At 64.2% G+C, this 21425-nt stretch carries 20 protein-coding genes and 2 pseudogenes; 12 read left to right on the top strand and 10 right to left on the bottom strand.

Annotation, left to right across the window (positions count from 1 at the left end; all coding sequences use genetic code 11):
- Positions 1–190: 190 nt before the first annotated feature.
- The 4 genes and pseudogenes from sigE to H535_RS23805 all read left to right on the top strand — a co-directional run.
- Complete coding sequence (gene sigE, locus H535_RS0106220) at positions 191–814, top strand: RNA polymerase sigma factor SigE (protein WP_081416509.1); 624 nt, start codon at positions 191–193, stop codon at positions 812–814.
- Positions 815–829: 15 nt separating this feature from the next.
- Positions 830–913 (top strand): annotated as a pseudogene (locus H535_RS30345) (zf-HC2 domain-containing protein); the annotation flags it as partial.
- A gap of 18 nt (positions 914–931) precedes the next feature.
- Positions 932–1798, top strand: coding sequence for a hypothetical protein (locus H535_RS0106225; protein ID WP_245580193.1), 867 nt, complete (start codon positions 932–934; stop codon positions 1796–1798).
- A gap of 58 nt (positions 1799–1856) precedes the next feature.
- A pseudogene (locus H535_RS23805) lies at positions 1857–2201 on the top strand (twin-arginine translocase TatA/TatE family subunit); the annotation flags it as partial.
- A 301-nt stretch (positions 2202–2502) separates the two neighbouring features.
- On the opposite strand, the gene H535_RS0106235 reads toward H535_RS23805, so the two are convergent.
- Genes H535_RS0106235 through H535_RS0106245 form a run of 3 tightly spaced genes read right to left on the bottom strand, consistent with a single transcriptional unit; the run spans position 2503 to position 5513 of the window.
- Positions 2503–3627 (bottom strand): Mrp/NBP35 family ATP-binding protein, encoded by a 1125-nt coding sequence (locus H535_RS0106235; RefSeq protein WP_026818873.1) that lies wholly within the window; start codon positions 3625–3627, stop codon positions 2503–2505.
- Positions 3628–3637: 10 nt separating this feature from the next.
- The gene (locus H535_RS23810) at positions 3638–4249 is read right to left on the bottom strand and encodes a DUF1003 domain-containing protein (protein WP_051298642.1); all 612 of its coding nucleotides are present in this window, start codon (positions 4247–4249) and stop codon (positions 3638–3640) included.
- Entirely contained in the window at positions 4230–5513 is a 1284-nt protein-coding gene (locus H535_RS0106245) for a magnesium transporter MgtE N-terminal domain-containing protein (protein ID WP_026818874.1), read from the bottom strand. Before H535_RS0106245 ends, H535_RS23810 begins: the two co-directional genes overlap by 20 nt.
- 104 nt (positions 5514–5617) lie before the next feature.
- Between H535_RS0106245 and H535_RS27635 the strand changes: the two genes are divergently transcribed.
- Positions 5618–6865, top strand: a complete 1248-nt coding sequence (locus H535_RS27635; RefSeq protein ID WP_211236543.1) for a YflT domain-containing protein — start codon at positions 5618–5620, stop codon at positions 6863–6865.
- A 181-nt stretch (positions 6866–7046) separates the two neighbouring features.
- On the opposite strand, the gene H535_RS0106255 is transcribed toward H535_RS27635, so the two are convergent.
- The gene (locus tag H535_RS0106255) at positions 7047–8579 is read right to left on the bottom strand and encodes an aminopeptidase P family protein (RefSeq protein ID WP_026818875.1); all 1533 of its coding nucleotides are present in this window, start codon (positions 8577–8579) and stop codon (positions 7047–7049) included.
- Between the two features lie 138 nt (positions 8580–8717).
- On the opposite strand from H535_RS0106255, the gene H535_RS0106260 reads away from it, so the two are divergent.
- From H535_RS0106260 to H535_RS29585, 3 genes are all read left to right on the top strand, one after another.
- A complete protein-coding gene (locus H535_RS0106260) occupies positions 8718–9566 on the top strand; it encodes a PHP domain-containing protein (protein ID WP_026818876.1) in 849 nt (282 codons plus the stop codon).
- A 496-nt stretch (positions 9567–10062) separates the two neighbouring features.
- A complete protein-coding gene (locus H535_RS23820) occupies positions 10063–11691 on the top strand; it encodes a sodium:solute symporter family protein (RefSeq protein ID WP_081416510.1) in 1629 nt (542 codons plus the stop codon).
- A gap of 9 nt (positions 11692–11700) precedes the next feature.
- A complete protein-coding gene (locus H535_RS29585) occupies positions 11701–11832 on the top strand; it encodes a putative transporter small subunit (protein ID WP_026818877.1) in 132 nt (43 codons plus the stop codon).
- A gap of 164 nt (positions 11833–11996) precedes the next feature.
- Here the strand turns inward: H535_RS29585 and H535_RS0106275 are convergent, their stop codons facing one another.
- From H535_RS0106275 to H535_RS0106285, 3 genes are all read right to left on the bottom strand, one after another.
- A complete protein-coding gene (locus tag H535_RS0106275; RefSeq protein ID WP_026818878.1) occupies positions 11997–12899 on the bottom strand; it encodes a DNA-methyltransferase in 903 nt (300 codons plus the stop codon).
- A gap of 11 nt (positions 12900–12910) precedes the next feature.
- The gene (locus H535_RS0106280) at positions 12911–14593 is read right to left on the bottom strand and encodes a DEAD/DEAH box helicase (protein ID WP_026818879.1); all 1683 of its coding nucleotides are present in this window, start codon (positions 14591–14593) and stop codon (positions 12911–12913) included.
- 293 nt (positions 14594–14886) lie between these two features.
- Positions 14887–16389: an RNB domain-containing ribonuclease gene (locus tag H535_RS0106285; protein WP_026818880.1), complete on the bottom strand. Its 1503-nt coding sequence runs from the start codon at positions 16387–16389 to the stop codon at positions 14887–14889.
- A gap of 62 nt (positions 16390–16451) precedes the next feature.
- On the opposite strand from H535_RS0106285, the gene H535_RS0106290 reads away from it, so the two are divergent.
- Positions 16452–17147 (top strand): ferritin-like fold-containing protein, encoded by a 696-nt coding sequence (locus H535_RS0106290; RefSeq protein WP_026818881.1) that lies wholly within the window; start codon positions 16452–16454, stop codon positions 17145–17147.
- Positions 17148–17158: 11 nt separating this feature from the next.
- On the opposite strand, the gene thiE is transcribed toward H535_RS0106290, so the two are convergent.
- Positions 17159–17890 carry a thiamine phosphate synthase gene (gene thiE, locus H535_RS23825; protein WP_081416483.1) on the bottom strand — a complete coding sequence of 244 codons (732 nt, stop codon included), beginning with the start codon at positions 17888–17890 and terminating at the stop codon, positions 17159–17161.
- Positions 17891–18021: 131 nt separating this feature from the next.
- Between thiE and thiO the strand changes: the two genes are divergently transcribed.
- Genes thiO through H535_RS0106310 form a run of 3 tightly spaced genes read left to right on the top strand, consistent with a single transcriptional unit; the run spans position 18022 to position 20266 of the window.
- The gene (gene thiO / locus H535_RS0106300; protein ID WP_026818882.1) at positions 18022–19194 is read left to right on the top strand and encodes a glycine oxidase ThiO; all 1173 of its coding nucleotides are present in this window, start codon (positions 18022–18024) and stop codon (positions 19192–19194) included.
- Positions 19191–19427, top strand: coding sequence for a sulfur carrier protein ThiS (gene thiS / locus H535_RS0106305; protein ID WP_026818883.1), 237 nt, complete (start codon positions 19191–19193; stop codon positions 19425–19427). Before thiO ends, thiS begins: the two co-directional genes overlap by 4 nt.
- A gap of 5 nt (positions 19428–19432) precedes the next feature.
- Positions 19433–20266 carry a thiazole synthase gene (locus tag H535_RS0106310; protein WP_051298646.1) on the top strand — a complete coding sequence of 278 codons (834 nt, stop codon included), beginning with the start codon at positions 19433–19435 and terminating at the stop codon, positions 20264–20266.
- Between the two features lie 51 nt (positions 20267–20317).
- On the opposite strand, the gene H535_RS0106315 is transcribed toward H535_RS0106310, so the two are convergent.
- Entirely contained in the window at positions 20318–20623 is a 306-nt protein-coding gene (locus tag H535_RS0106315) for a hypothetical protein (protein WP_026818885.1), read from the bottom strand.
- A gap of 541 nt (positions 20624–21164) precedes the next feature.
- Complete coding sequence (locus H535_RS0106320; protein WP_026818886.1) at positions 21165–21389, bottom strand: DUF3107 domain-containing protein; 225 nt, start codon at positions 21387–21389, stop codon at positions 21165–21167.
- Between the last annotated feature and the right edge of the window lie 36 nt (positions 21390–21425).

The following is a 21425-nucleotide window of genomic DNA, read 5'->3' on the forward strand; positions in this document are numbered from 1 at the left end:
GAGCAACGGGGGAGAACAGACGATCCGCCTGCAAGGGGACAGGATTTTTACAGTGTACGTTCAGCTTTATCAGGCATTATAGAAATTGGACATCCGCAGATGAGGCAGCCTCGTAGCCCTACCGAGGTCGACGGGCGTCACCGGAAGCTAGGTGGTTCACGGTCCTCTGCGAGGCAAGATGGGAGCAACGATGTCTGAGCCGACAACTTCGCTGTCCGCGGCGGGCGCCGATGGCGCAGCTGACGGATACGCTGACTGGGTACCGCCAACGTGGGAGCAAGTGGTCAACGACCACTCCACCAAAGTATTCCGTCTGGCATTCCGCCTGACGGGAAACCGCCACGACGCAGAGGATCTGACGCAGGAGGTCTTCGTCCGCGTATTCCGATCACTGGCCAAATTCAAACCTGGCACGCTGGATGGTTGGTTGCACCGGATTACCACCAACCTGTTCCTCGACCAGGCGCGTCGTAAGCAGCGCATCCGTTTCGATGGTTTGTCCGACGACGCCGAGAGCCGATTGCCGGGTCGCGACCCCGGTCCGGAACGCAGTTTCGAATTCAACAATCTCGATCTTGACATTCAGGCGGCCTTGGAAGATCTGCCGCCCGATTTCCGCGCCGCTGTTGTGCTCTGCGATATCGAAGGCCTCTCTTATGAAGAGGTCGCCGCTGCGCTGAACGTGAAACTTGGGACTGTCCGGTCACGCATTCACCGCGGCCGGACCATGCTGCGTGACAAACTGGCACACCGCGATCCTCGCGCAGGTGCGAACCCCCGTCTGACGCTGCCGCATGTGGCTGGTGCACTCTGACTGCCGATGATCAACATGCGTCACCCGGTATCGAAATATCTGGAAGGCAGCCTCAGCGGACGGGCGCTCCGGCGCTTTGAGCGTCATCTCAAAGAGTGTGGAAAGTGCCATGAACAGGTGGAAGCCGATCGAAGGATCCAGCAACGCCTTCGCGAGGCGGGTGGCCCGGAGCCCCGCCGTGATCTGGCTGAACGGATCCTTGCACGCAGTGCCCAACCGGATCCCCCCGCTAAACCGTCCCACCGGCCGCGCGCCGGAAGTGACGGCACAGCAGCGTGGATGGAACACCGCGGTTCCAAGGTGCGTAAGCTCGCCGCTTTGACTGGTTCGGCGACCGTGGCAGCTGTCGCAGTGCTGGGAGGCGCGTATGTCGTGGGGGGCGGATCCCACATCAAGGAAGCTGCGGACGGGGCGGTATTCGCATCTGTCCAGTCAGCCGGCCAAGGTGCGAACGGTCATACGGCGATGGCGAAAGAGGAATTGAGCCGCCTGCGCGCGGCCGGCTGGAACTGTCCGGAATTGGGCGCGCTGGGGTACGACCTGGAGTATGCTCACGGCTACCAGATAGCCGGACACCCGACACTAAAACTCGTCGTGGGCAGGGGAGACTCTGTCATCACCATCTATGAACGCCGGAAAACACCATCGGCTGCGCACGGTACCGAGGCAATGAAATCGGCACCTCCCATTAATGCCGCCACTGGTCGGACGGCGGCGGAGGACGGCTTTTCGCAAGTTCCGTTGCAGATGGGCGATGGGACCGTGGAGACGATGTGGTTCCGGTACGGGGAGAAATGGCAGATCGCATTCCAATCGCAGCAAGCCTGGTACATGGTCCAGTCCGATATCCCGGTCACTGAGGTGGCCGCCGCGGTGTCGCACGTGGTGGCGACCGACCGGGCGCAACTGGCTCAACCCTCAGATACGGAAAAGTCCGGCCTCTTTGACCGGCTGTGGCACGGGCTGACGGCGTTTGACCGTTAGCCCGTGCCACAGCCGGAGCGAATCGCAGTCACGGCGGGGCGGAAGGTAATCTTTCAACGTGTTTGGAATTAATGGGCTCGAGTTCGTCGCATTGGCGATCATTGCCGTACTGGTGATTGGGCCCGAGAGGCTGCCTGAGTATGCCTCTCAACTCGGCAGGCTCGTCAAGGAACTCCGCAGGATGGCAACGGGGGCGCGCCAGCAGCTCCGGGACGAGGTAGGACCGGAAATCGACGACGTCGACTGGCAAAAGCTGGATCCGCGCCAGTACGATCCGCGGCGGATCATTCGCGAAGCTCTGTTGGAAGACGACGAACCGGTCAAGCCACAAAGCCCCACCTCCGGTTCACGTGGAGGTGCGTCCGGAACCGCTGCATCGACCGCCGGTGCCGCCGCGGCGTCCGCGGGATCGGCAGCGGCGGCCTCAACAGATGGAAGCTCGGCAACTGGAAGCTCCGCAGCGGCGGCCTCGGCAGATGCATCATCGGGCGCCGGCGACGGCGGGGCTGCCCGTGATGGGGGAGCTTCGGATGCAGAGGGAACGGCCGGTTCTACCGCGGGAAAGGACAGCCCCGCGGTAACAGGCAACACAGCCGGGGCACCGCCGCAGCAGTGGGGCATGCGGCGTCGTCCGTTACAGCAGCTGCCGGCCGGCGAAGCCGCTCCATTCGACACCGATGCCACTTGACACCGGCCCCCGATAACTACTTGGGACTGACTCCCAGGCTCCTGCCGGCCAGCCCACGCGGTTGATGCATCAAGGCCCCGGCAATGTCATCCAATGCCTTGGAGGAGGGATTGTCCGGGTCCTCCATGACGACAGGTGTACCCGCGTCGCCTCCTTCCCGTAGGGCAACTTCAAGTGGAATGCTGCCCAGCAGCGGCACTTCCTCCTGCATAGTCGAGCTGAGCCGCCCGGCCAGAATTTCCCCACCGCCGGAGCCAAAGACCTCCATGCTGGTCCCATCCGGGAGCACGAGATGTGACATGTTCTCGATGACCCCGGAGACATGCTGGCCCGTCTGCAGGGCCATGGCCCCCGCGCGCTCGGCGACATCGGCGGCGGCAGCTTGTGGAGTGGTCACCACCAGTAATTGCGATCCGGGCAGCAACTGGGCCACGGATATTGCCACATCACCGGTTCCCGGAGGCAAATCGAGCAGCAGCACATCCAGGTCTCCGAAGTACACATCGGTGAGGAATTGCTCCAGCGCCCTGTGCAGCATTGGTCCACGCCAGGCAACCGGTTGATTACCCGAGACGAACATGCCAATGGAAATCACTTTCACGCCGTACGCGACCGGCGGAAGGATCATCTCGTCGACCCGGGTCGGGGTCTGTTCAATGCCCATCAGGCGCGGCACGGAGAATCCATAAACGTCGGCATCGATGATCCCGACCTTGAGACCCGAGGCGGCCATGGAACAGGCGAGGTTGACGGTCACGCTGGACTTGCCGACACCGCCTTTGCCGCTGGCGACGGCAAACACCTTGGTCAGCGAGTCTTCTTCGTTGAAGGGGATGCCTTGGCGTCCGGAACCGCGCAATTGATCCTTCAACGCCTGGCGTTGGTCAGGGGTCATGACGTCGAGGACGACATTGACCGACGTCACTCCTTCAATGCCCTCGACAGCGCGGCTCACATCGGAGGTGATGGTCTCCCGCATAGGGCAGCCGGCGATGGTGAGCAAGACAACCACGGTGAGGGCGCCGTCGTCGTCCGCCTCCACGCTTTTCACCATGCCGAGTTCGGTGATCGGTCTGCGCAGTTCGGGATCCTGCACAGTGCCGAGGGCGCTGTGCACCGCATCGATAAGTGGGGAGGTCATATGACCGAGCCTAACGTTCCGGGCCGCTGGGCCGAGACCCCTGTTCGCTGCGGGCTGTGCCGGAGGCCGGCTCGTCGGCATCGTCGGCGCCGTCCCTGGGCTCCATGACTTCTTCGAGCACCGATCGCAGTTCGGAGCGGACGAAATCACGGGTGGCGACGTCACGCAGGGCTATCCGCAGCGAGGCGAGCTCCCGGGTCAAATACTCCGTATCCGACAAATTCCGTTCGGCTCGTTGCCGGTCCTGCTGCAAGGAGACACGGTCCCGGTCGTCCTGCCGGTTCTGGGCCAGCAGCAGGAGCGGGGCCGCGTACGAGGCCTGCAAAGAGAGCATCAAGGTCAACAGCGTGAAACCCAGGGCGGCGCTGTCGAACCGCAGATACTCCGGCGCTAGGCTGTTCCAGCTCAACCAGAAGACGCAGAAGACCGTCATATAGAGCAGGAACTGCGGTGTTCCCATGAAACGGGCAAAGTTTTCCGTCCAGCTGCCGAAGGCATCAGGGTTCGGCGAGATCCTGGGCAACAGCCGTGCCCTGGCCTGCCGTGGAGTGTCGAGGCCTTCGCTGATCCCTTTCGCAGTGCCCCGGACCTTGGACTTTGAATCAGCCAATGCGTCCTCCAATCTTCCGCAGCGGTACATCGTCGTCGTGAAGGCGCCAGTCATCCGGCAACAGGTGATCCAGCACATCGTCGACCGTCACGGCCCCCACCAGCCGGCCGGCGTCGTTGACCACCGGAAGCGAGTTCAGATTATAAGTCGCGAGCATTCTGGCCACCTCGCTGACTGCAGCGAGGTCGGAAACGGCCTCCAGATTGCGATCAAGCAGGTTGCCCAGCGACTCGGGCGGAGGATTGCGCAACAGCTCCTGCATATGGACACCGCCGAGATACCTGCCGGTCGGTGCTTCCAACGGAGGACGGCTCACGAATATCAACGACGCCAGGGCGGGGGAGATATCGTCCTGCCGGGCGTGGGCGAGTGCTTCAGCCACAGTGGCCTCGGGCGGAAGGATCAGTGGCACCGGCGTCATCAGCGAGCCGGCGGTTCCTTCGTCATATTCCAGCAAGCGCCGCACGTCTTCGGCGTCGGATGGCTCCATTAGTTGCAGCAGATCTTCGGCCTGCGTTTCCGGCAGTTCGGACAGCAGGTCCGCGGCGTCGTCGGGATCCATTTCGCCCAGCACATCGGCGGCACGTTCACGATCCAGGGCCGACAGGATCTGCACCTGGTCCACGTAGGCCATTTCCTGCAGGATGTCCGCCAGCCGTTCATCCTGCAGCTCGCCGGCGACTTCGACCCGGCGTTTGGAGTTCATTTCATGCAGCGCCTCGGCAAAGTCGGCCGCCTTCATCCCTTCATGGGTGGCTACGAACTGGGTGGCAGGTTGTGCCTCCTCGGCGTTCCCGTGGACGGCGTCGGACCAGTCGATGATCATCGTCTCTTTGCTGCGGCGCCGGCTCAGTTTGGACGCAGCGTGGCCTCTGCGAACGTACAGTTTGGATACCAGCCAGTCACTGGATTTCTGCCGGTCCATGCCGATGTCCTCGATCGTGGCGTCCCCACTGCCATCGGCCAGGGTCACACGGCGGTCGAAGAGCTCGGCGGCGACAAGTGTTTCCCGTCCGCGCTGTTCAAAACGGCGCATGTTGACCAGGCCGGTGCAGATAATTTCGCTTTGGTCGATGGACGTAATACGGGTCATCGGTACGAAGACCCGTTTCTTGCCCAGGACCTCGACGACGATGCCCACGACATGCGGGGCAGCGTTGGTTCCGCGGGCCAGGACGACGACGTCCCGCAGGCGGCCGATGCGGTCGCCCAAGGGATCGAAAACGTCCAGTCCGAGCAGGCGGGCGACGAATACGCGCGATGGGTTGGTGCTCACAAATCAAGGCTACGACGCGCCGCAGGATTTGGCGGCATTGGAACTCTCGTTCACCTGCAGCGATAACGTTATCCGCGCGGGCGAATATGAAGGAGAATGGGTGTATGTCGAATATGCTCGGTCAGACTACCTCCCGCGATCAAACGCGTACGTTACCGCAGGGTGAGACGGTGGGAACGTACACGGCGTATCTTGATGCGCAGAAGGCAGTCGACTACCTGGCCGACCAGCAGTTCGCGGTCCAGAATGTGAGCATTCTGGGAAATGACCTTAAGACCGTGGAACAGGTGACCGGACGGTTGACCTATCCGCGCGTTGCTCTCGCCGCAGCGGCGACGGGCGCGTGGTTCGGTTTGTTCGTCGGCGTGGTGCTGATGCTGTTTGGTGGAACAGAGACCTATTCGACCCTGTTGTCTTCAATGGCGCTGGGTGCAGGATTCTGGATGTTGTTTGGCGTCATCACGTACGCCATGCAGCGCGGAAAGCGCGACTTTACCTCGAAGAGCCAAGTGGTCGCCTCGAATTACCAGGTCATCGTCTCTCCCGAGGCCGCGGGCGAGGCCCGGCGGCTGCTGCAGCAGTTGCCGATGAACGGAAAAGGTGGTCCCGCCGGGCCGGGCTACGGCCCGGGCCAAGGGCCAAATCAATACGGCGGCCCGGGGCAATACGGACCTGGACAGGGTTACGGGCCAGGTAGCCCCGGACAGTACGGACCCGGGCAGGGTTACGGACCAGGCGGCCCCGGCTACGGTCAGGGCGGCCCCGGCTATGGGCCAGGCGGCCAGGGGGGCCAGGCGCCGGAGCGGCCCGCCGGCTGGGAGGACCCATACCAGGATCCGAAGCCGGGCAACCAAAACCAACCGCAAGTTCCTCAAAATGGCCAGGGCTGGCAGCCTGGCCCGGGCGGCACCGGTGGCCAGCCTGCTCCACAGCAGGGCGCGCCTCCGCAGCAGCCCCGGGCACCGCAGGCACAGCCCCAGCAACCGCAGGCGCAGCCACAGCAGCCACAGCCACAGCAACCGCCGGAGGATTCGCCGCGGCGGGGGCAATTCCGGGACCTTCCCGACGGTCGGCCCCAGTACGGAGAACGGCTTCCGGCGGCCCAGCCTCCCCCTCCGGGCCAGCAGCATCCGTCGGAGGGGCCGAATCTTAACCAGCCGGGGCAGTCTGCGCAGCAGGGGCAGCAGCCTACGCAACCGGCGCGCCCACAGGACGAGCCCGGCCAGCAGGAGGACGCGCAATCCGGGCCGGACAGCCAATCGGAGCGTCCCGAAGACGACTCGTCGGACAGGCAGGAACCCGGGAAGCCTTCAAGCGACCGGTCGAGCTACGGGGACCAGGACCGGCAGTAGCACGCCTCGGCCGGACAGACGGCGGCTGGCAACTGTAGCACTGCCAGCCGCGGGATCACCGGCCCCGCCGACTGGCGACCGACGTCGAACAGATGCAAAAGAGCCCGTGCGGTACGCGACCGCACGGGCTCTTTAAAGCCGGCCTGTGCCTACCGGGGCCTGTGCCTACCGGCGGCCGGGGCTATTCGCCGGCATAGATTCCAGCCATCCAGGACTCCACGTCTTCCGGCTTCCGCGGCAGGGCGGCACTCAAGTTCTCATTGCCGTCCGCGGTAATCAGCACGTCGTCTTCAATCCTCACGCCGATACCGCGGTACTCTTCGGGCACTGCCAGATCCTCGTCCTTGAAATAAAGCCCCGGCTCAATCGTGAAGATCATGCCTTCGGTGATCACGCCGTCGAGATAGAGCTCACGCTTGGCCTGGGCGCAGTCATGCACGTCCATCCCCAAGTGGTGGCTGGTTCCATGTGGCATCCAGCGGCGGTGATGCTGCCCCGCGGGACTGAGTGCTTCCTCCACCGACACCGGCAGCAGCCCCCAGTCCGACAGTCGTTGGGCGAGCACCTCCATGGCGGCGGCGTGGACCTCCCGGAACCGGCGGCCGGGGACCGCGACCTCGAAGGCCGCATCCGCGGCGTCGAGCACTGCCTGGTATACCTTGCGCTGCACGTCGCTGTAGGTGCCGTTGATCGGCATGGTGCGGGTGATGTCGGCGGTGTACAGCGAGTCGATTTCGACGCCGGCGTCCAATAGCACCATGTCTCCGGAGCGAACCGTTCCATGGTTCCGGTTCCAATGCAGCGTGGTGGCGTTATTACCCGACGCCGCGATGGTCTCGTAGCCGAGGTCGTTGCCTTCTTCACGTGCCTTCGTGGTGAAGGCTCCTTCAATGACGCGCTCGCCGCGGTGGTGGGTCATGGCCCGCGGCAGGGAACGCACGACGTCCTCGAAGCCTTCCACGGAGGCTGCGACTGCGTCGCGCATCTGTTCGATTTCCCACTCGTCCTTGATCAGGCGCAGTTCAGACAAAGCCTCGGTCAGCTGGGCATCGAGCAGGTCGGACTGCTCCAAGTCGACGCTGGTGTTAATCCGCGACGTGTCCACCAGCGCGTCAACGTTGATATCGACTTCGCGGACGAGGCGGATGCGGATGCCGCCCACGGTCGTGACTCCGGCGTCCTTGGTGATGGCAACTTCCAGACCACTGGCGTCGGCCGTTTCCAGCCCCAGCAACGTCTTGAACTCGGGGAGGGTGGGACGCTTGCCGATCCAGAATTCGCCCGACCGCGCATTGGCGTAGAAGTCTTCCGTGTCGCGGCCGGCCATCGGGTGGAAGTACAGCGTGGTGATGTGATTGCCGCCGTCGTCGCCGGTTCCTTCCGCCACCGGTTCCATCACCAGCGCGGCATCCGGCTCATGGTCAACGCCCAGACCGGTCAGGTGCGCGAAGGCCGAATACGGACGGAACTTGTAGTCGACGTCGTTGGAGCGCACTTTCAAGGGGCCGGCGGGGATCACCAGGCGTTCGCCGACGAACTTGCCTGAAATAGCACGACGGCGGTTGGCGGCGTGGGCGGCAACCGGTGCGCGGGCGGGCAACTCGTCCGTGGAGGAGGCCCACTGGCTCGCCATGAACTCCTTGAATGCCGCCGAGTCCGGCCGCTGGGACCGGTTATTCACGCGGTCTGTCAGCGGTTGCTCCTCGGGGGTCATCGGGGTCGAGGTCCCGGTATCGGGCAGGGTTTTATGATCGTTCACTTCGCTACTCACGTTTCTATAGTCTCACCGAAGGACATGGGGGTAAAAGCCGACCTTCGGCGTATTCGGGCGGGCTCCCAGTAGGCTGAAAGGGTGAAGATCGATCTCCATACGCATTCGACGGTCTCGGACGGCACCGAGACGCCGGAGGGCGTAGCCGCTGCGGCGGCCGCCGCCGGGTTGGGGGCCTTTGCGCTGACCGATCATGATTCGACCGCCGGGTGGGACGACTGTGCCGCCAAGGCACGGCAACTCGATCTGATGTTCGTACCCGGAATGGAGATCTCCTGCCGGTCCACCGAGGGAATCAGCGTTCACGTGCTCTCGTATCTGCAGGACCCGGAGAATCGGGCCTTGCGTGCCGAAATCGACCGCACACGTCAATCGCGGCTGATTCGTGCCGAACGCATGGTGGAGCGGTTGTCCGAAGATTTTCCGATCAACTGGCACCATGTGGCCAAGCATGTCACCCCGGGGGCCTCGGTGGGACGGCCCCATATCGCCGATGCGCTGGTTTCGGCAGGAATCGTCACCGACAGGTCGGCGGCCTTCACCGAGATCCTCACCCCGAAGTCCCGCTACTTCGTCTCGCATTACGCACCCAACCCGGCTGACGCCGTCGCACTCGTCAGGGCTGCCGGTGGCGTTCCGGTGTTCGCCCATCCTGTGGCCCACCAGCGGGGCCGCGTGGTCGGTACGCACACATTCGGTGAAATGATCGACGCCGGATTGCTCGGCTTGGAAGTGGACCACCGGGATAACCCGGAGGAAAGCCGTCAATGGCTGCGTCGTTTGGCGGCCGAACATGACTTGCTGGTGACCGGATCCAGCGACTACCACGGCGCGGGCAAGGCGAACAGGCTGGGGGAATTCCTCACCAGCGCCGCCACCTTGAGCCGGATCGAAGAGCTGGCCAGCGGCGCCGCCGTCGTCCGTCCCTGACGTGTCAACCTGATCTGTCACATAAAGTGAGGGATGTCGCACAACCCGTGGGTCGGCGTGGAACCATGCTACGGTCAGTTCCCAGAAGGGGGGACGCAAGCGATGAGTAATCGCACCGGCACCTGATGTGTCGGCGGCGGTGAAGATTTGCCCCGTCCCCGGATCCCGCCAGGGGGCAGAACCCCTAATTGACGGTTTGCAGGCAGAGCCCACAGGCATCAGCCTCACCGTCACACTGCTACGGCAGAGGAAGTCGCGCCATCAGGCATGCGCAGCGGGATCCACGCGTTACGGACCCGAAACGGGTTCGCCACTTCGCGCCCGAAAACGGTGAGGTGGGAAGCCCGTTGGAGGCTGGCGCGCGGGCAAGGCCAGGTGACGGGCGCACCCTGGCGCGACAGAGAGGGTAGTAGTGTCCGAGAACGCTGGACTAATTCAATTGAGCGGATGGGCGGTTGTCCTTCTGCTCGTCGCCATTTACGGCGGCAGTTTCCTGATGTCGACAATGATCGGGCGTAAGAAGGAGAACGCCGACGGCTACATGACAGCCGGCAACAACATTGGATTCGGTATTTCCGCGGCAAGCATGACCGCAACCTGGGTGTGGGCCTCGTCCATGTACGCCTCGGCCACGGCCGGGTACACCTACGGTATTTCGGGCCCCATCCACTACGGGCTGTGGGGCGCGTTGATGATTCTGTTTATCTACCCGTTTGGAAAGCGGATCCGGAAAGTCGCGCCCAAGGCGCACACGCTGGCCGAGGTGATGCACGCCCGGCATGGCCGCTCCAGCCAGTTGATGCTGGCCGGCTCCAATATTGTTGGCAGCGTCATCAGCCTGACCTCGAATTTCATTGCCGGCGGCGCATTGGTCGCCTTGCTGTCCCCGTACAGCTTCACCACGGGCGTGATTGTGGTGGCCGCCGGGGTGTTGCTTTACACCCTGTGGTCCGGCTTCCGCGCGTCGGTGCTGACCGACTTTGCGCAGGTCGTCGCGATGCTGGGAGCCGTGGTGATTATTATCCCCGCGGTGTTCTTCTTCGCCGGCGGGCCGGCAATGTTCTCTGAGGGCGCGTCCAACCTGACGCCGGCGCAAGGCAATTTCTTCTCCAGCGAAGCCTTCCTGATGCAGGGCGCCCCGTACATTTGCGCGGTGCTGGCCTACGCCATCGGCAACCAGACCATCGCCCAGCGCCTGTTCGCGGTCCGGGAAGACCTGATCAAGAAGACCTTCGTGACCGCAACTATCGGCTACGGGGCCACGGTGATCGGCATCGGCATGCTCGGGGTGATGGCCTTGTACCTGGGGATGGAACCGGCCGGCGGCAATGTGAACAACCTGATCCCGCAGATGGCCTCCACGTTCCTCGGGCCGGTGCTGCTGTGCGTCTTCTTCGTGATGATCCTTGGCGCGCTGTCCTCGACCGCCGACTCGGATCTGGCGGCGCTGTCATCGATCATGATGGCTGACGTTTACGGCAAGAACCTGGCGAAGAAGGCCAGCCCAAAGACCATGCTGATGGTCGGCCGGATCACCATGATCCTGGCCACCGCTGCAGCGCTGGTCTTTGCCAGCGGGCAAATGGATATCCTCGACCTGCTGGTCTTCGTCGGCGCGCTCTGGGGTGCCCTGGTGTTCCCTGTGATTGCCAGCTTCTACTGGGGCAAGGTCACCAACAAAGCATTTACGACGTCGGTGCTCGTCGCGCTGGCTGTCTTCATTCCCGTGCGGTTCAACTGGTTCTCGATGTCGGGTGCCACCGGCATCATCTTCGACATCATCTCGGTGGTGGGCATCGGCGTTGTTCTGGGGCTGATGTCTTTCGGCTTCTTCGGCCTGAAACCGGCCAAGATCATCGCCGTCGTCGGCGCACTGGTATCGACGCCGTTCGTCATCGGATTCCTGCACGACTATCAGGTGCTGACCGGTTCGCTGGTTGCCTACGCCGTGAGCACGGTCGTCTGCTGGGCGATGTCCGTGGGAAACAGGGAATCGTTCGACTTCGCCCTGATCAGGAAGCGCACCGGCGACTACGACGAGCGGGAAGATGACCCATCTGACAGTGATCGCCGTGATGGCCGCGACGACGACTTCGACAGCGCCTCGGTGCACGCCGGGCAGTAAGGACTCACCATGGAAACTCTGTTCCTGACCATTTATGTACTCATGTGGCCGGTTATTGTCGCCGGCATCCTGTGGACCGTCTGCAAGGGCTTCATTAAGGACATGTTGAAGTCCAAAAAGGAAGGCCGGCCGGTTATTTAGGACCGGGCCCAAACTGAAGGCCAAAAAGGCTGAAGCCGGCCACCGCAATGCGGTGGCCGGCTTCAGTTGATTCGGTTGCTACAGCTCAGGAGGCGGTGATGCCTGTCCAGCCGGTGGTGCGGCGGGTGCCGCTCGGTCCGGCCGGTCCTGCCGGCCGGTGGCGGTTATCGTCTCGCCGGAGCCGCCGGCTGGGTCTGCGGCCGGACACGGTATTGCACGACGTCGGCCACCGCGCCCAGTCGGGAGTTCATCACGTCGATGGCCTGCTGGTTCTCGTCAACACAGACGAAGCGGCGGTCCAACGAGGCGGCAACTGCGCCCAAGGTCCCGGAGCCGGCGAAGAAATCGAGCACCCAATCGCCCTCACGCGAGCTGGCAGCGACCATTCTGCGCAACAGTCCCTCCGGCTTCTGGGTCGGATAGCCTGTCTTCTCCTTGCCGGTGGGGGACACGATGGTATGCCACCACACGTCAGTGGGCAGCTTGCCCCGGGCGGCCTTCTCGGCGGTCACCAAACGCGGAGCCATATACGGTTCGCGGTCCACGGCCGCGTTATCGAAATGGTAGCCGGACGGGTTCTTCACGTAGACCAGGATGTTGTCATGCTTGGCCGGCCAGCGGTTCCGTGCCCGGCCGCCGTAATCATAGGCCCAGATGATTTCGTTGAGGAAACTCTGACGGCCGAACAACATGTCCAGCAGCACCTTCGCGTAGTGCACCTCGCGATAGTCCAAATGCAGGTACAACGTTCCGTCGTCCGCCAGCAGCCGCCATGCCTCGGCCAGCCGCGGCTCCAGGAAGGACCAATAGTCGGCAAAGGCGTCGTCGTAGTGCGACAGCGATCCCTTGACGGTGGCGTAGGACCGGCCCTGGAAGCCGATCCTGTCGCCGTCGTCGCTGCGCACCATCGTGGTCTGCTGGCGGCGTTGCGTCCGGCCGGTGTTGAACGGTGGATCAATGTAGATCAGCGTGAAGGCGCCATCGGGCAGGGTAGGCAGGAAATCGGCGTTATCCGCATCGACCACCAGGTTCGAGCCGTCCGCGGACCACCGAGCTGAATCGTTCATTGGCGGCGCGGTCAGCTGTCGGTGTTCTGGCCGGTCGAGACCGTGACCCCGTTGCGGGTACGGCGGCGACTGCGCCGGCGGCGGTTGCCGGATGTGCCGGACGGCTTTGCCTCATCACCGGCGGGGTTGGGCTGCTCATCCGGCTTGGCCGTACGGTGCCGGTTTCCGCCGTCGCGTCCGTCGCCCGAACGGCGGCGTTCACGCCCCCGGCCGGAACCGCTCTTGCCTGATCCGTTGCGACCGGAACCGCTCTGGCCCGACCCGCCTTTGCCGGAACCGCGCTTCCGGGAACCGGCGTCATCAGCGTTCTTCTTGCCGGTTTCGCCCAGGTCCTCGATCTTTTCGGCGTCCAGGCCGGCATGGGTGCGCTTGCTCCTGGGCAGCCGGCCCTTGGTTCCTTCGGGAATATCCAGGTCGGTGTACAGATGCGGGGAGGAGGAGTAGGTCTCCACCGGCTCGGGGACATCCAGGCCGAGGGCGCGGTTGATTACGCTCCAGCGCGGCATATCCTCCCAGTCCACGAAGGTAATGGCCGTGCCCTTGTTGCCGGCACGTCCGGTGCGGCCGACGCGGTGCAGGTACATCTTCTCGTCCTCGGGGCACTGCAGGTTGATCACGTGGGTGACGTCGGTGACGTCGATACCGCGGGCAGCGACCTCGGTGGCCACCAGCACGTCGACCTTGTTGCTGCGGAAGGCGCGCAGCGCCTGCTCGCGGGCGCCCTGCCCGAGGTCACCGTGGATGGCTCCGGAAGCGAAGCCGCGTGAGACCAGTTCGTCGCTGAGCTTGGCGGCGGAACGCTTGGTCTTGGTGAAGATGATCGTCCGGCCTCGTCCTTCGGATTGCAGGATCCGGGCGACTACTTCATCCTTGTCGAGCGAATGGGCACGGTAGATCACCTGGCGGGTGTTCTTGACCGTCAGCGAGTCGTCGTCGTTGGAAGTGGCGCGGATGTGGGTCGGCTGGCCCATGTAGCGACGGGCCATCGACACCACAGCCCCGGGCATAGTGGCCGAGAACAACATGGTCTGGCGGACCTCAGGGACCGCCGAAAGCAGCGTTTCGACGTCGGGGAGGAACCCGAGATCGAGCATCTCATCGGCTTCATCCAGCACCACGGTCCTGACATTTTTCAAGGACAGGTGCCGCTGTTTGTACAGGTCAATCAGGCGCCCGGGCGTGCCGACGACAACCTCGACTCCCTTGGTCAGTGCTTCGATTTGCGGCTCGTACGCGCGGCCGCCGTAAATCGTGGCGATGCGGGCGTCCCGACGGCGGGAGGCAGTCTGCAGATCATTGGCAACCTGCACGGCCAGTTCACGGGTCGGGACGACGACGAGTGCCTGCGGAGCGCCGGGGGCGGGGAGTTTGTCATAGCCGGGATCCTGGCGGCCGACCACGCGCTGCAGCACCGGAATGCCGAAGCCGAGGGTCTTGCCGGTGCCGGTTTTGGCCTGCCCGATGATGTCGTGGCCATCGAGCGCGACCGGCAGTGTCATGGACTGGATCGGGAAGGGGTGGGTGATTCCGGCGTCAACAAGTGAGTCGACGATATCGGAGCGGACGTTAAAGTCGGCGAAACTCTGTTCGGCGAGTTCGTGGGGAGCTTCGTCAGTGCTGAGCGATTCTTCGGTTTCTACAATTTCCGAGCCGGTGTCATCGCTGAGCGAATGTTCGGTATTCAAGTTACTCAAGTGGGAATTATTCCTTTGTTCGTATCAGGCGCAGGACTTTGCTGCAGCTCTACGCCGGCCGGGGCATCAAAGCACCGGGACGGAGCGTCAGCACCTGGCGCATCCAGTGGAAGCCGATCGCGGGCTTACAACTGCTTGCCGGTTTCGAAAGAACCGGCGAAAGAGATTCAAGATCGCGTACGCGGTCAATGCGTCGGCGGTAAATCACCGTCCGCACTGGGTATGCAGGTCGGGTTCACTAACTTCAAACGACCGGGCATCCAATTACTACACGACCAGTCTACCTTCTTCGGTCAACTATTGTCGTTGCCCGGTGCAGGCGTGCCGCCTGTACCGTCGTCGGGCCCGGTGGCGTCGACGGCCCGGAAGAGGACTTCCCGGCGGGCGATATCGGCGCTGACCAGCCTGGCGCGGATGGTGCTGCCAGTGTGCAGCTCACCTTCGCAGTGGGCCGTGACGGGAGGTTCCTTGAGCTGGACTGTCCCTCCCGACCCGGGGCGGGTGGAAATCACCACGCAATCGAATTCCTGGCCGATGAAACTGCTCAGCACCGCGGCTTCCACCGCATTGAGCGATTCCCGTTCCACCCGGGACGCGAGTTGGTCCGACGTGGCCATCAGCGCCGGCAGCGCGGGCAGCGCCTGGCGTGCCCATTGCGGGATGTCGCGGTCGTTGGCGATGGCGTCGCAGATCGGCAGTACGAAACGGTCCACCAGCCGGCGCAGCGGGGCCGTGGTATGTGCGTAAGGCGCGGCGACGGCGGCCTGAGTTGTCTCCTCGGGGTGAGCACCGTCAAAGGGCGTGTAGCCGGCACCGCGGAACAGAGTGGCCGCGGCGAACATCAGGGCCAACTGCTCCGGATCATCGGTGTCCAGCGACCGCAGATACTCGCCATGGGCCATCCCCTCCGGCCAGGGATGTCCCAGCGCGATGGTGCGCCGCCGGTATTCCGAAACGGCATCAGCGTGCGGGGGCGGCATGGTGCGCAGAATGCCGACGTTGCCATCGAGCATGATCCGGGCAGCGGCCATCCCGGTCAGCAGCGAAATCTGGGCATTCCATTCCTCCACCGGCAAGGGCGGCCGGGCATCAATCCGGTAGCGGCGCCCGTCGTGCTCGACGTCCTGTTCCGGCAGTGCGAGGCTGGCGCCGCCACGGTCGCGTTCGAGTCCGGTCCGGCGCTGACCAACCTCCTTGAGCAGGTACAGCGGTTCCGGAGCCGTACCGGCGTCGATATCCTGCTGCACCTCCTCGTACGTCAATTGGGCGGTGCTCTGGATCCTCGCCCGCTGCAGCCAGGTATCCTGCAGACGGCCGCCGTCGTCGAGCGCGAACTCCCAGACATACGCACCGCGGATCTGATGCGGCAGCAGCGAACCGGCATCTTCGCCGATGGCTTCGGGGTGCAATGGAATCCGGGTGTCGGGCGCATAGATCGTCTGCCCGCGCCGCCGGGTCTCGGCGTCGAGCGCGGATCCCGGCGCCACGAACGCCGGAACATCCGCGATCGCGTAATGCACCCGGTACCCGTTGCGGTGTCGTTCGATGAATACCGCCTGATCCAGATCCGTGGAGCCGGGCGGGTCGATAGTGACAAAGGGCAGGTGGGTCAGGTCGGCTCGCGGCATCTGGTAGCCCGCTACCGCTTCCTTGGCCTGGCGGAGGACGTCGTCGCTAAATTCGCCGGTCAACTTCATTTCTGTCCGCAGGGCAGCCAGCGATTGCCCGAGTTCGTCCGGTTGGCCGGTGGCGTTCCGGCCCGGATCGGATGCAGCATCCACACGAGAGTAAGGCACATTCCTACGTTAGCCGGTTCAGCGCCGCCGTTTGGCACATCACTGGCCGGTACGCTTAACGTATGCAATCCACCCCATCGGTCCCGGACGAGTTCCCATCGTCGGATCCCGGCAGTTACCGCAGTTTCATCCTCGACCTGCTGGGCATCATGGCTTATGGGGAGCTGTCCGCCTTCGAACGACTCTCCTCCGATGCCCGGTTTTCGCCGGAGCTGAACGACCGGGTGGTCCTCGGCGGCCGTGCCGCGGCCGAGTATGCCCATTATGAGTTAATAGCCGCGCGGCTGGAAGCAATGGATGCCGACGTCGCCGGAACCATGCGGCCGTTCATGGCCGCCGTCGATGCGTTCCACGACCGGACCCGGCCGGCCGACTGGTATGAATCGATCATGAAGGCGTACGTCCTCGACGCCATCTCAGGGGATTTTTACCGCGCACTGGCCCGCCACCTCGATCCGCGGACCCAGCAGATTGTGGCCGAAGTCCAGGTCACGGAGGAACAGTCAGATGTGCTGATGTCGCGGCTGAGGACCGCGCTCGTGGACAACCCGCGGCTCGCGTCCCGGCTGGCGTTGTGGGGACGGCGCCTGGTGGGGGAGGCGCTGACCCAGGCGCAGCGCCTCGGTATCGAACGCTCTTTCCTGGAGGGGCTGGTCTCGCTGCACGACGAGTCGGGCGCCGATCCGGTGGCCAAGCTCTTCTCCGACCTGACCCGGGAGCATTCGCGGCGGATGAATCTGCTGGGCCTGACGGCCTGACGGCCTGCTGCTCAGTCGAGAGATCCAATCGGCGGCAATTCAGCTTTCAGCGCGGCGGCAGCTGCAGCCGGGTCGGTTGCCTTGGTGACGGCACGGACGACGACGACGCGCTTGGCACCCGCTTCAACCACCCGCGCAACGGTGTCCATCCCGATCCCGCCGATCGCGAACCATGGACAGTCAACTCCGCGCTCGTGCGTCTGCTGCGCCGCGTAGGCAACCAGCTGCAGGCCGGCGGCGGGGCGGCCGGGCTTGGTCGGCGTTTCCCAGACCGGCCCGGTGCAGAAATAGTCCAAACCCTCGGTGGCGAGTGCGGCATCCACTTGATCAGGGTTGTGCGTGGAGAGGCCGACGGCGGGATCCGGTCCCAGCAGTGCGCGGGTGGCCCGGACCGGCAAGTCGGTCTGGCCCGCGTGGAACACCGGGGCAGCGGCCAACGATGAGATATCGGCGCGATCGTTGGCGGAAAAGAGCTTGCCATGCCGGCGTGCGGCGGCGGCGAGGATGGCGAAATGTTCCAGCTCCTCGGCCGCGTCGATGGTCTTGTCCCGGAACTGGATGATGTCCACTCCGCCTGCGAAAGCAGCGTCCACGAACGCCGCGAAGTCGCCTTGGCCGCGTCGCGCGTCTGTGCAGACATAGAGCTGCGCAGCCGCCAGCTGTGCCCGCAGTTGCCGGCCATTCTCAGTGATTGTGGTTCCGGCGTCGCCGGCGCTGTCTTTGGCGGGATTTTTATCTGCCATAACCTCTACACTAGTAGCACCACGGGAGCCCGATCCGCGGCGCATCGACGCAGCGGAGGCATGGCTGAGAGGGCGTGCGACGCCGACCGTATGAACCTGAACCGGTTAGTCCCGGCGGAGGAAGGATTTTTATGGCGCAATACCCGGGTCGGCACGCGATAGTAGTCGGCGGCGGCATCATCGGTCTCGCGATTGCCTGGGAGGCGGCGCGGCGTGGCCACCGGATCACCCTGGTCGACCCCGACCCGGCCGGCGGCGCAACCCATGCGGCCGCGGGGATGCTGGCTCCGGTCAGCGAGCTGCACTACCGCGAAGAACACTTGCTGGACCTGACGTTGGCCTCCGCGCAGCTCTACCCTGACTTTGTCGACCGGCTCACCGCCGCAGCCGGACAACCGGTCGGATACCAGCAGACCGGGACGATGGTGGCAGCGGTGGACGCGGCGGACCGGCAGAGCCTGTCCGACCTGCATCAGGCGCAAACCCGGTTGGGACTGCAATCGGAGAGGCTCACTACACGCAGCGCACGCCGCATGGAACCGATGTTGGGGCCACAGCTGACCGGCGCGTTCCTGGCCTCCGCAGATCACCAGGTCGACCCCCGCGCCATGGCGGCTGCCCTGCAGACGGCGCTGGCCGGCCGCCCTGACTACCACAGGCTCACGGCCAGAGCCACCGGTGTGTTGAGTATGGGCGGCTGCGTTACCGGAGTCCGGCTGGAGGACGGGACAACCGTGACGGCCGACGAAGTTGTGCTCGCCAACGGGCTCTCCGCCGCGGGCATGGACGGGCTGCCGGACGGCCTGTCGTTGCCGCTGCGACCTGTGTACGGAGATATCCTCCGGCTGAATGTGCCGCAAGCCCTGCGCCCCCTGCTGACCCGCACCGTGCGGGCGGTGGTGTGCGGCAGGCAGGTGTATGTGGTGCCGCGGGCCGACGGCACAGTGGTGATCGGAGCGACACAGCGGGAAAACGGCTCGGCCGGTGTCTCCGCCGGGGGCGTTTACGAGCTGTTGCGGGATGCGCAGACAGTGATCCCCGCCGTCGCCGAACTGGAATTGCAGGAGACCATCTGCCGTCCGCGGCCGGGCACCGCCGACAACGCACCACTGCTGGGCCGGTGCCGCGGCCAGGACGGCCAGGACGTCGCCGGGCTGCTGCTTGCCACCGGATTCTTCCGGCACGGGGTGCTGCTCGCACCGCTGGCCGCCCGCCTGTGCGCCGAACTGATCGACGGCGCTAAACCATTCATGGATGTAGAACGGTACCGCCCGGACCGGTTCGTCGAGGAGGGAGCACTATGAACATCACCGTCAATGGGAAACACCGCGAGGCCGCGGATTCGCTGCCGTTGCGGCAACTGGTCGTCGAGGTCACCGGACGCGAGCTGACCGAGGGCGGGCAGCCGGCGGATGGTCGGCGCCTTGGCGTTGCGGTGGCGCACAATTCCGAAGTGGTTCCGCGCGGCCGGTGGGCCGGGCTCGAGATCAAAGACGGTGACGACGTCGAAATTGTCGCCGCTGTGCAGGGAGGCTGACAACCATGCTGCAGGAGCATACGCAGACCGGAACGCCGGACACTCGTATCAGCGACGACCCGCAGACCGACGACGAGCCGCTGGTCATCGACGGGGTGGCGTTGCGGTCGCGTCTGGTGATGGGAACCGGAGGGGCGCCGAGCATTGACGGGCTCGCGGAGGCGCTGGAGGAATCCGGAACGGAGCTGACCACAGTGGCAATGCGCCGCTACAGCCCCGAGGTTGGTGGTTCACTGTTCGAACTGCTGAACCGTCGCCGGATCCGGGTGCTGCCCAACACGGCCGGTTGCTTCACTGCGCGGGAGGCGGTGATGACGGCGCAGCTGGCGCGCGAGGCGCTGGAAACCAATTGGGTGAAACTGGAAGTGATCGCCGACGAGCGCACGCTGCTGCCCGATGCGGTGGAGTTGGTGGACGCGGCCGAGTCCCTGGTGGCCGACGGGTTCCAGGTCTTCGCCTACACCAATGACGACCCGGCGCTCGCGTACCGGCTGGAGCAGCTTGGGGTGGCCGCCGTGATGCCGCTTGGCGCCCCGATCGGCACCGGGCTGGGCATCCTCAACCCGCACAACATCGAACTGATCGTGTCCCGGGCCAATGTGCCGGTGGTGCTCGACGCCGGCATCGGCACTGCCTCGGATGCCGCGTTGGCGATGGAGCTGGGATGTGACGCGGTGCTGCTGGCGACGGCGGTCACCAGGGCACAGCATCCGGCCAGGATGGCTGCCGCATTCCGGCATGCAGTGACAGCAGGCAGGCTGGCGTCGGCCGCGGGCAGGATCCCCAAGCGGGAACACGCCTTGGCGTCTTCTTCGATGGAGGGACGTCCGGACCTGTAAGAGGAGGGGCTTGTTGCAGCCAGCCCGGCACCGGATGGTTCCGGAGCCGGTTCAGCGGGCCTGCAGCGTTTCGGTGTACCGTGCATCGTCGGAGGCGGCGCGCCTGCGGGCCAGCACCACCACGGTGGCGATGGCCGCAAGCATGCCGGCGATCATGGGAAGCAGCCATGCCAGCCAGCTGATGCCCGGCGTGTAGCTCACCGAGAATGCCACCAGGATGACCCACAGCAGCAGGCCGGTGGCGACGGCGATTCCGGCCGGCAGCAGCAGTCCGTACGTAGCCCGCTTCCGGTCAATGCCCCAGATGGCAAAGCCGATGGCAGCATTGATGATGACGATCGCACTTAACGTAGCCATGGGGATCAACGATATAGCCCATATGGGAAAGGCACCATTGTCACGTAGCCAAGCCAGACGATTCGGAATAATCGCGTCTCTGCTGATACTCACAGCTGGAATGTGGTGGGGATGGTTTGCCTGGGATGTTGATTACCAACGCGATCCAGTAACGGGGGAAGTTTCCGGGCCCTACGAACTGTGGCAGGGAATCGGGTGTGCCATCTGTTGGATTGTTCTGGCGCTAGTGGCCCAGAGACTTCTCCGGCCAACCATCATTGTCATTGCGATGCCCGTCTCATTCACCACCGCTTACGCACTCACTGTCATCCCGCCCGACAAGTCAGGTTTGTCAGGCGTTGGTGTTATTTTGGTCGCCATCGGCACATTCGTAAGCACGTTGGCAGTCATAGGCGTGGCTAAGGGTGTGCGCCACTTAACCAATCGTGGCGACCGCCCAATTCGAGGGCGCTGCGCATCTGATCCATCGTGCCATGCCAGCTCCGGCCCTTGAGCGCGTCATGCCGGCCGGGTGGCGATCAGCCACCCGGGGAAGGATTGCCTAGGTGGCTGCGAAGCCGATCTTGCGCGGTTCTTCGGCGCCGATCTCCACGTAGCCCAGTACCTTGGACGGCACCAGCACGGTCCGGCCCTTGTTGTCGGTCAAGCGAAGCTCAGTATCACCGTTCATGGCCTTTGAGACAGTTTCGGCGACCTCATCGGCAGTTCCGGACGACTCGATGACAATTTCACGCCCAACGTTCTGAATGCCGATCTTGATTTCCACTTCTGATGCCTCCTGGTCAGTGACGAAGTCTGTCTG

The sequence above is a fragment of the Arthrobacter castelli DSM 16402 genome, assembly GCF_000430705.1.
GTDB classification, from domain to species: domain Bacteria; phylum Actinomycetota; class Actinomycetes; order Actinomycetales; family Micrococcaceae; genus Arthrobacter_C; species Arthrobacter_C castelli.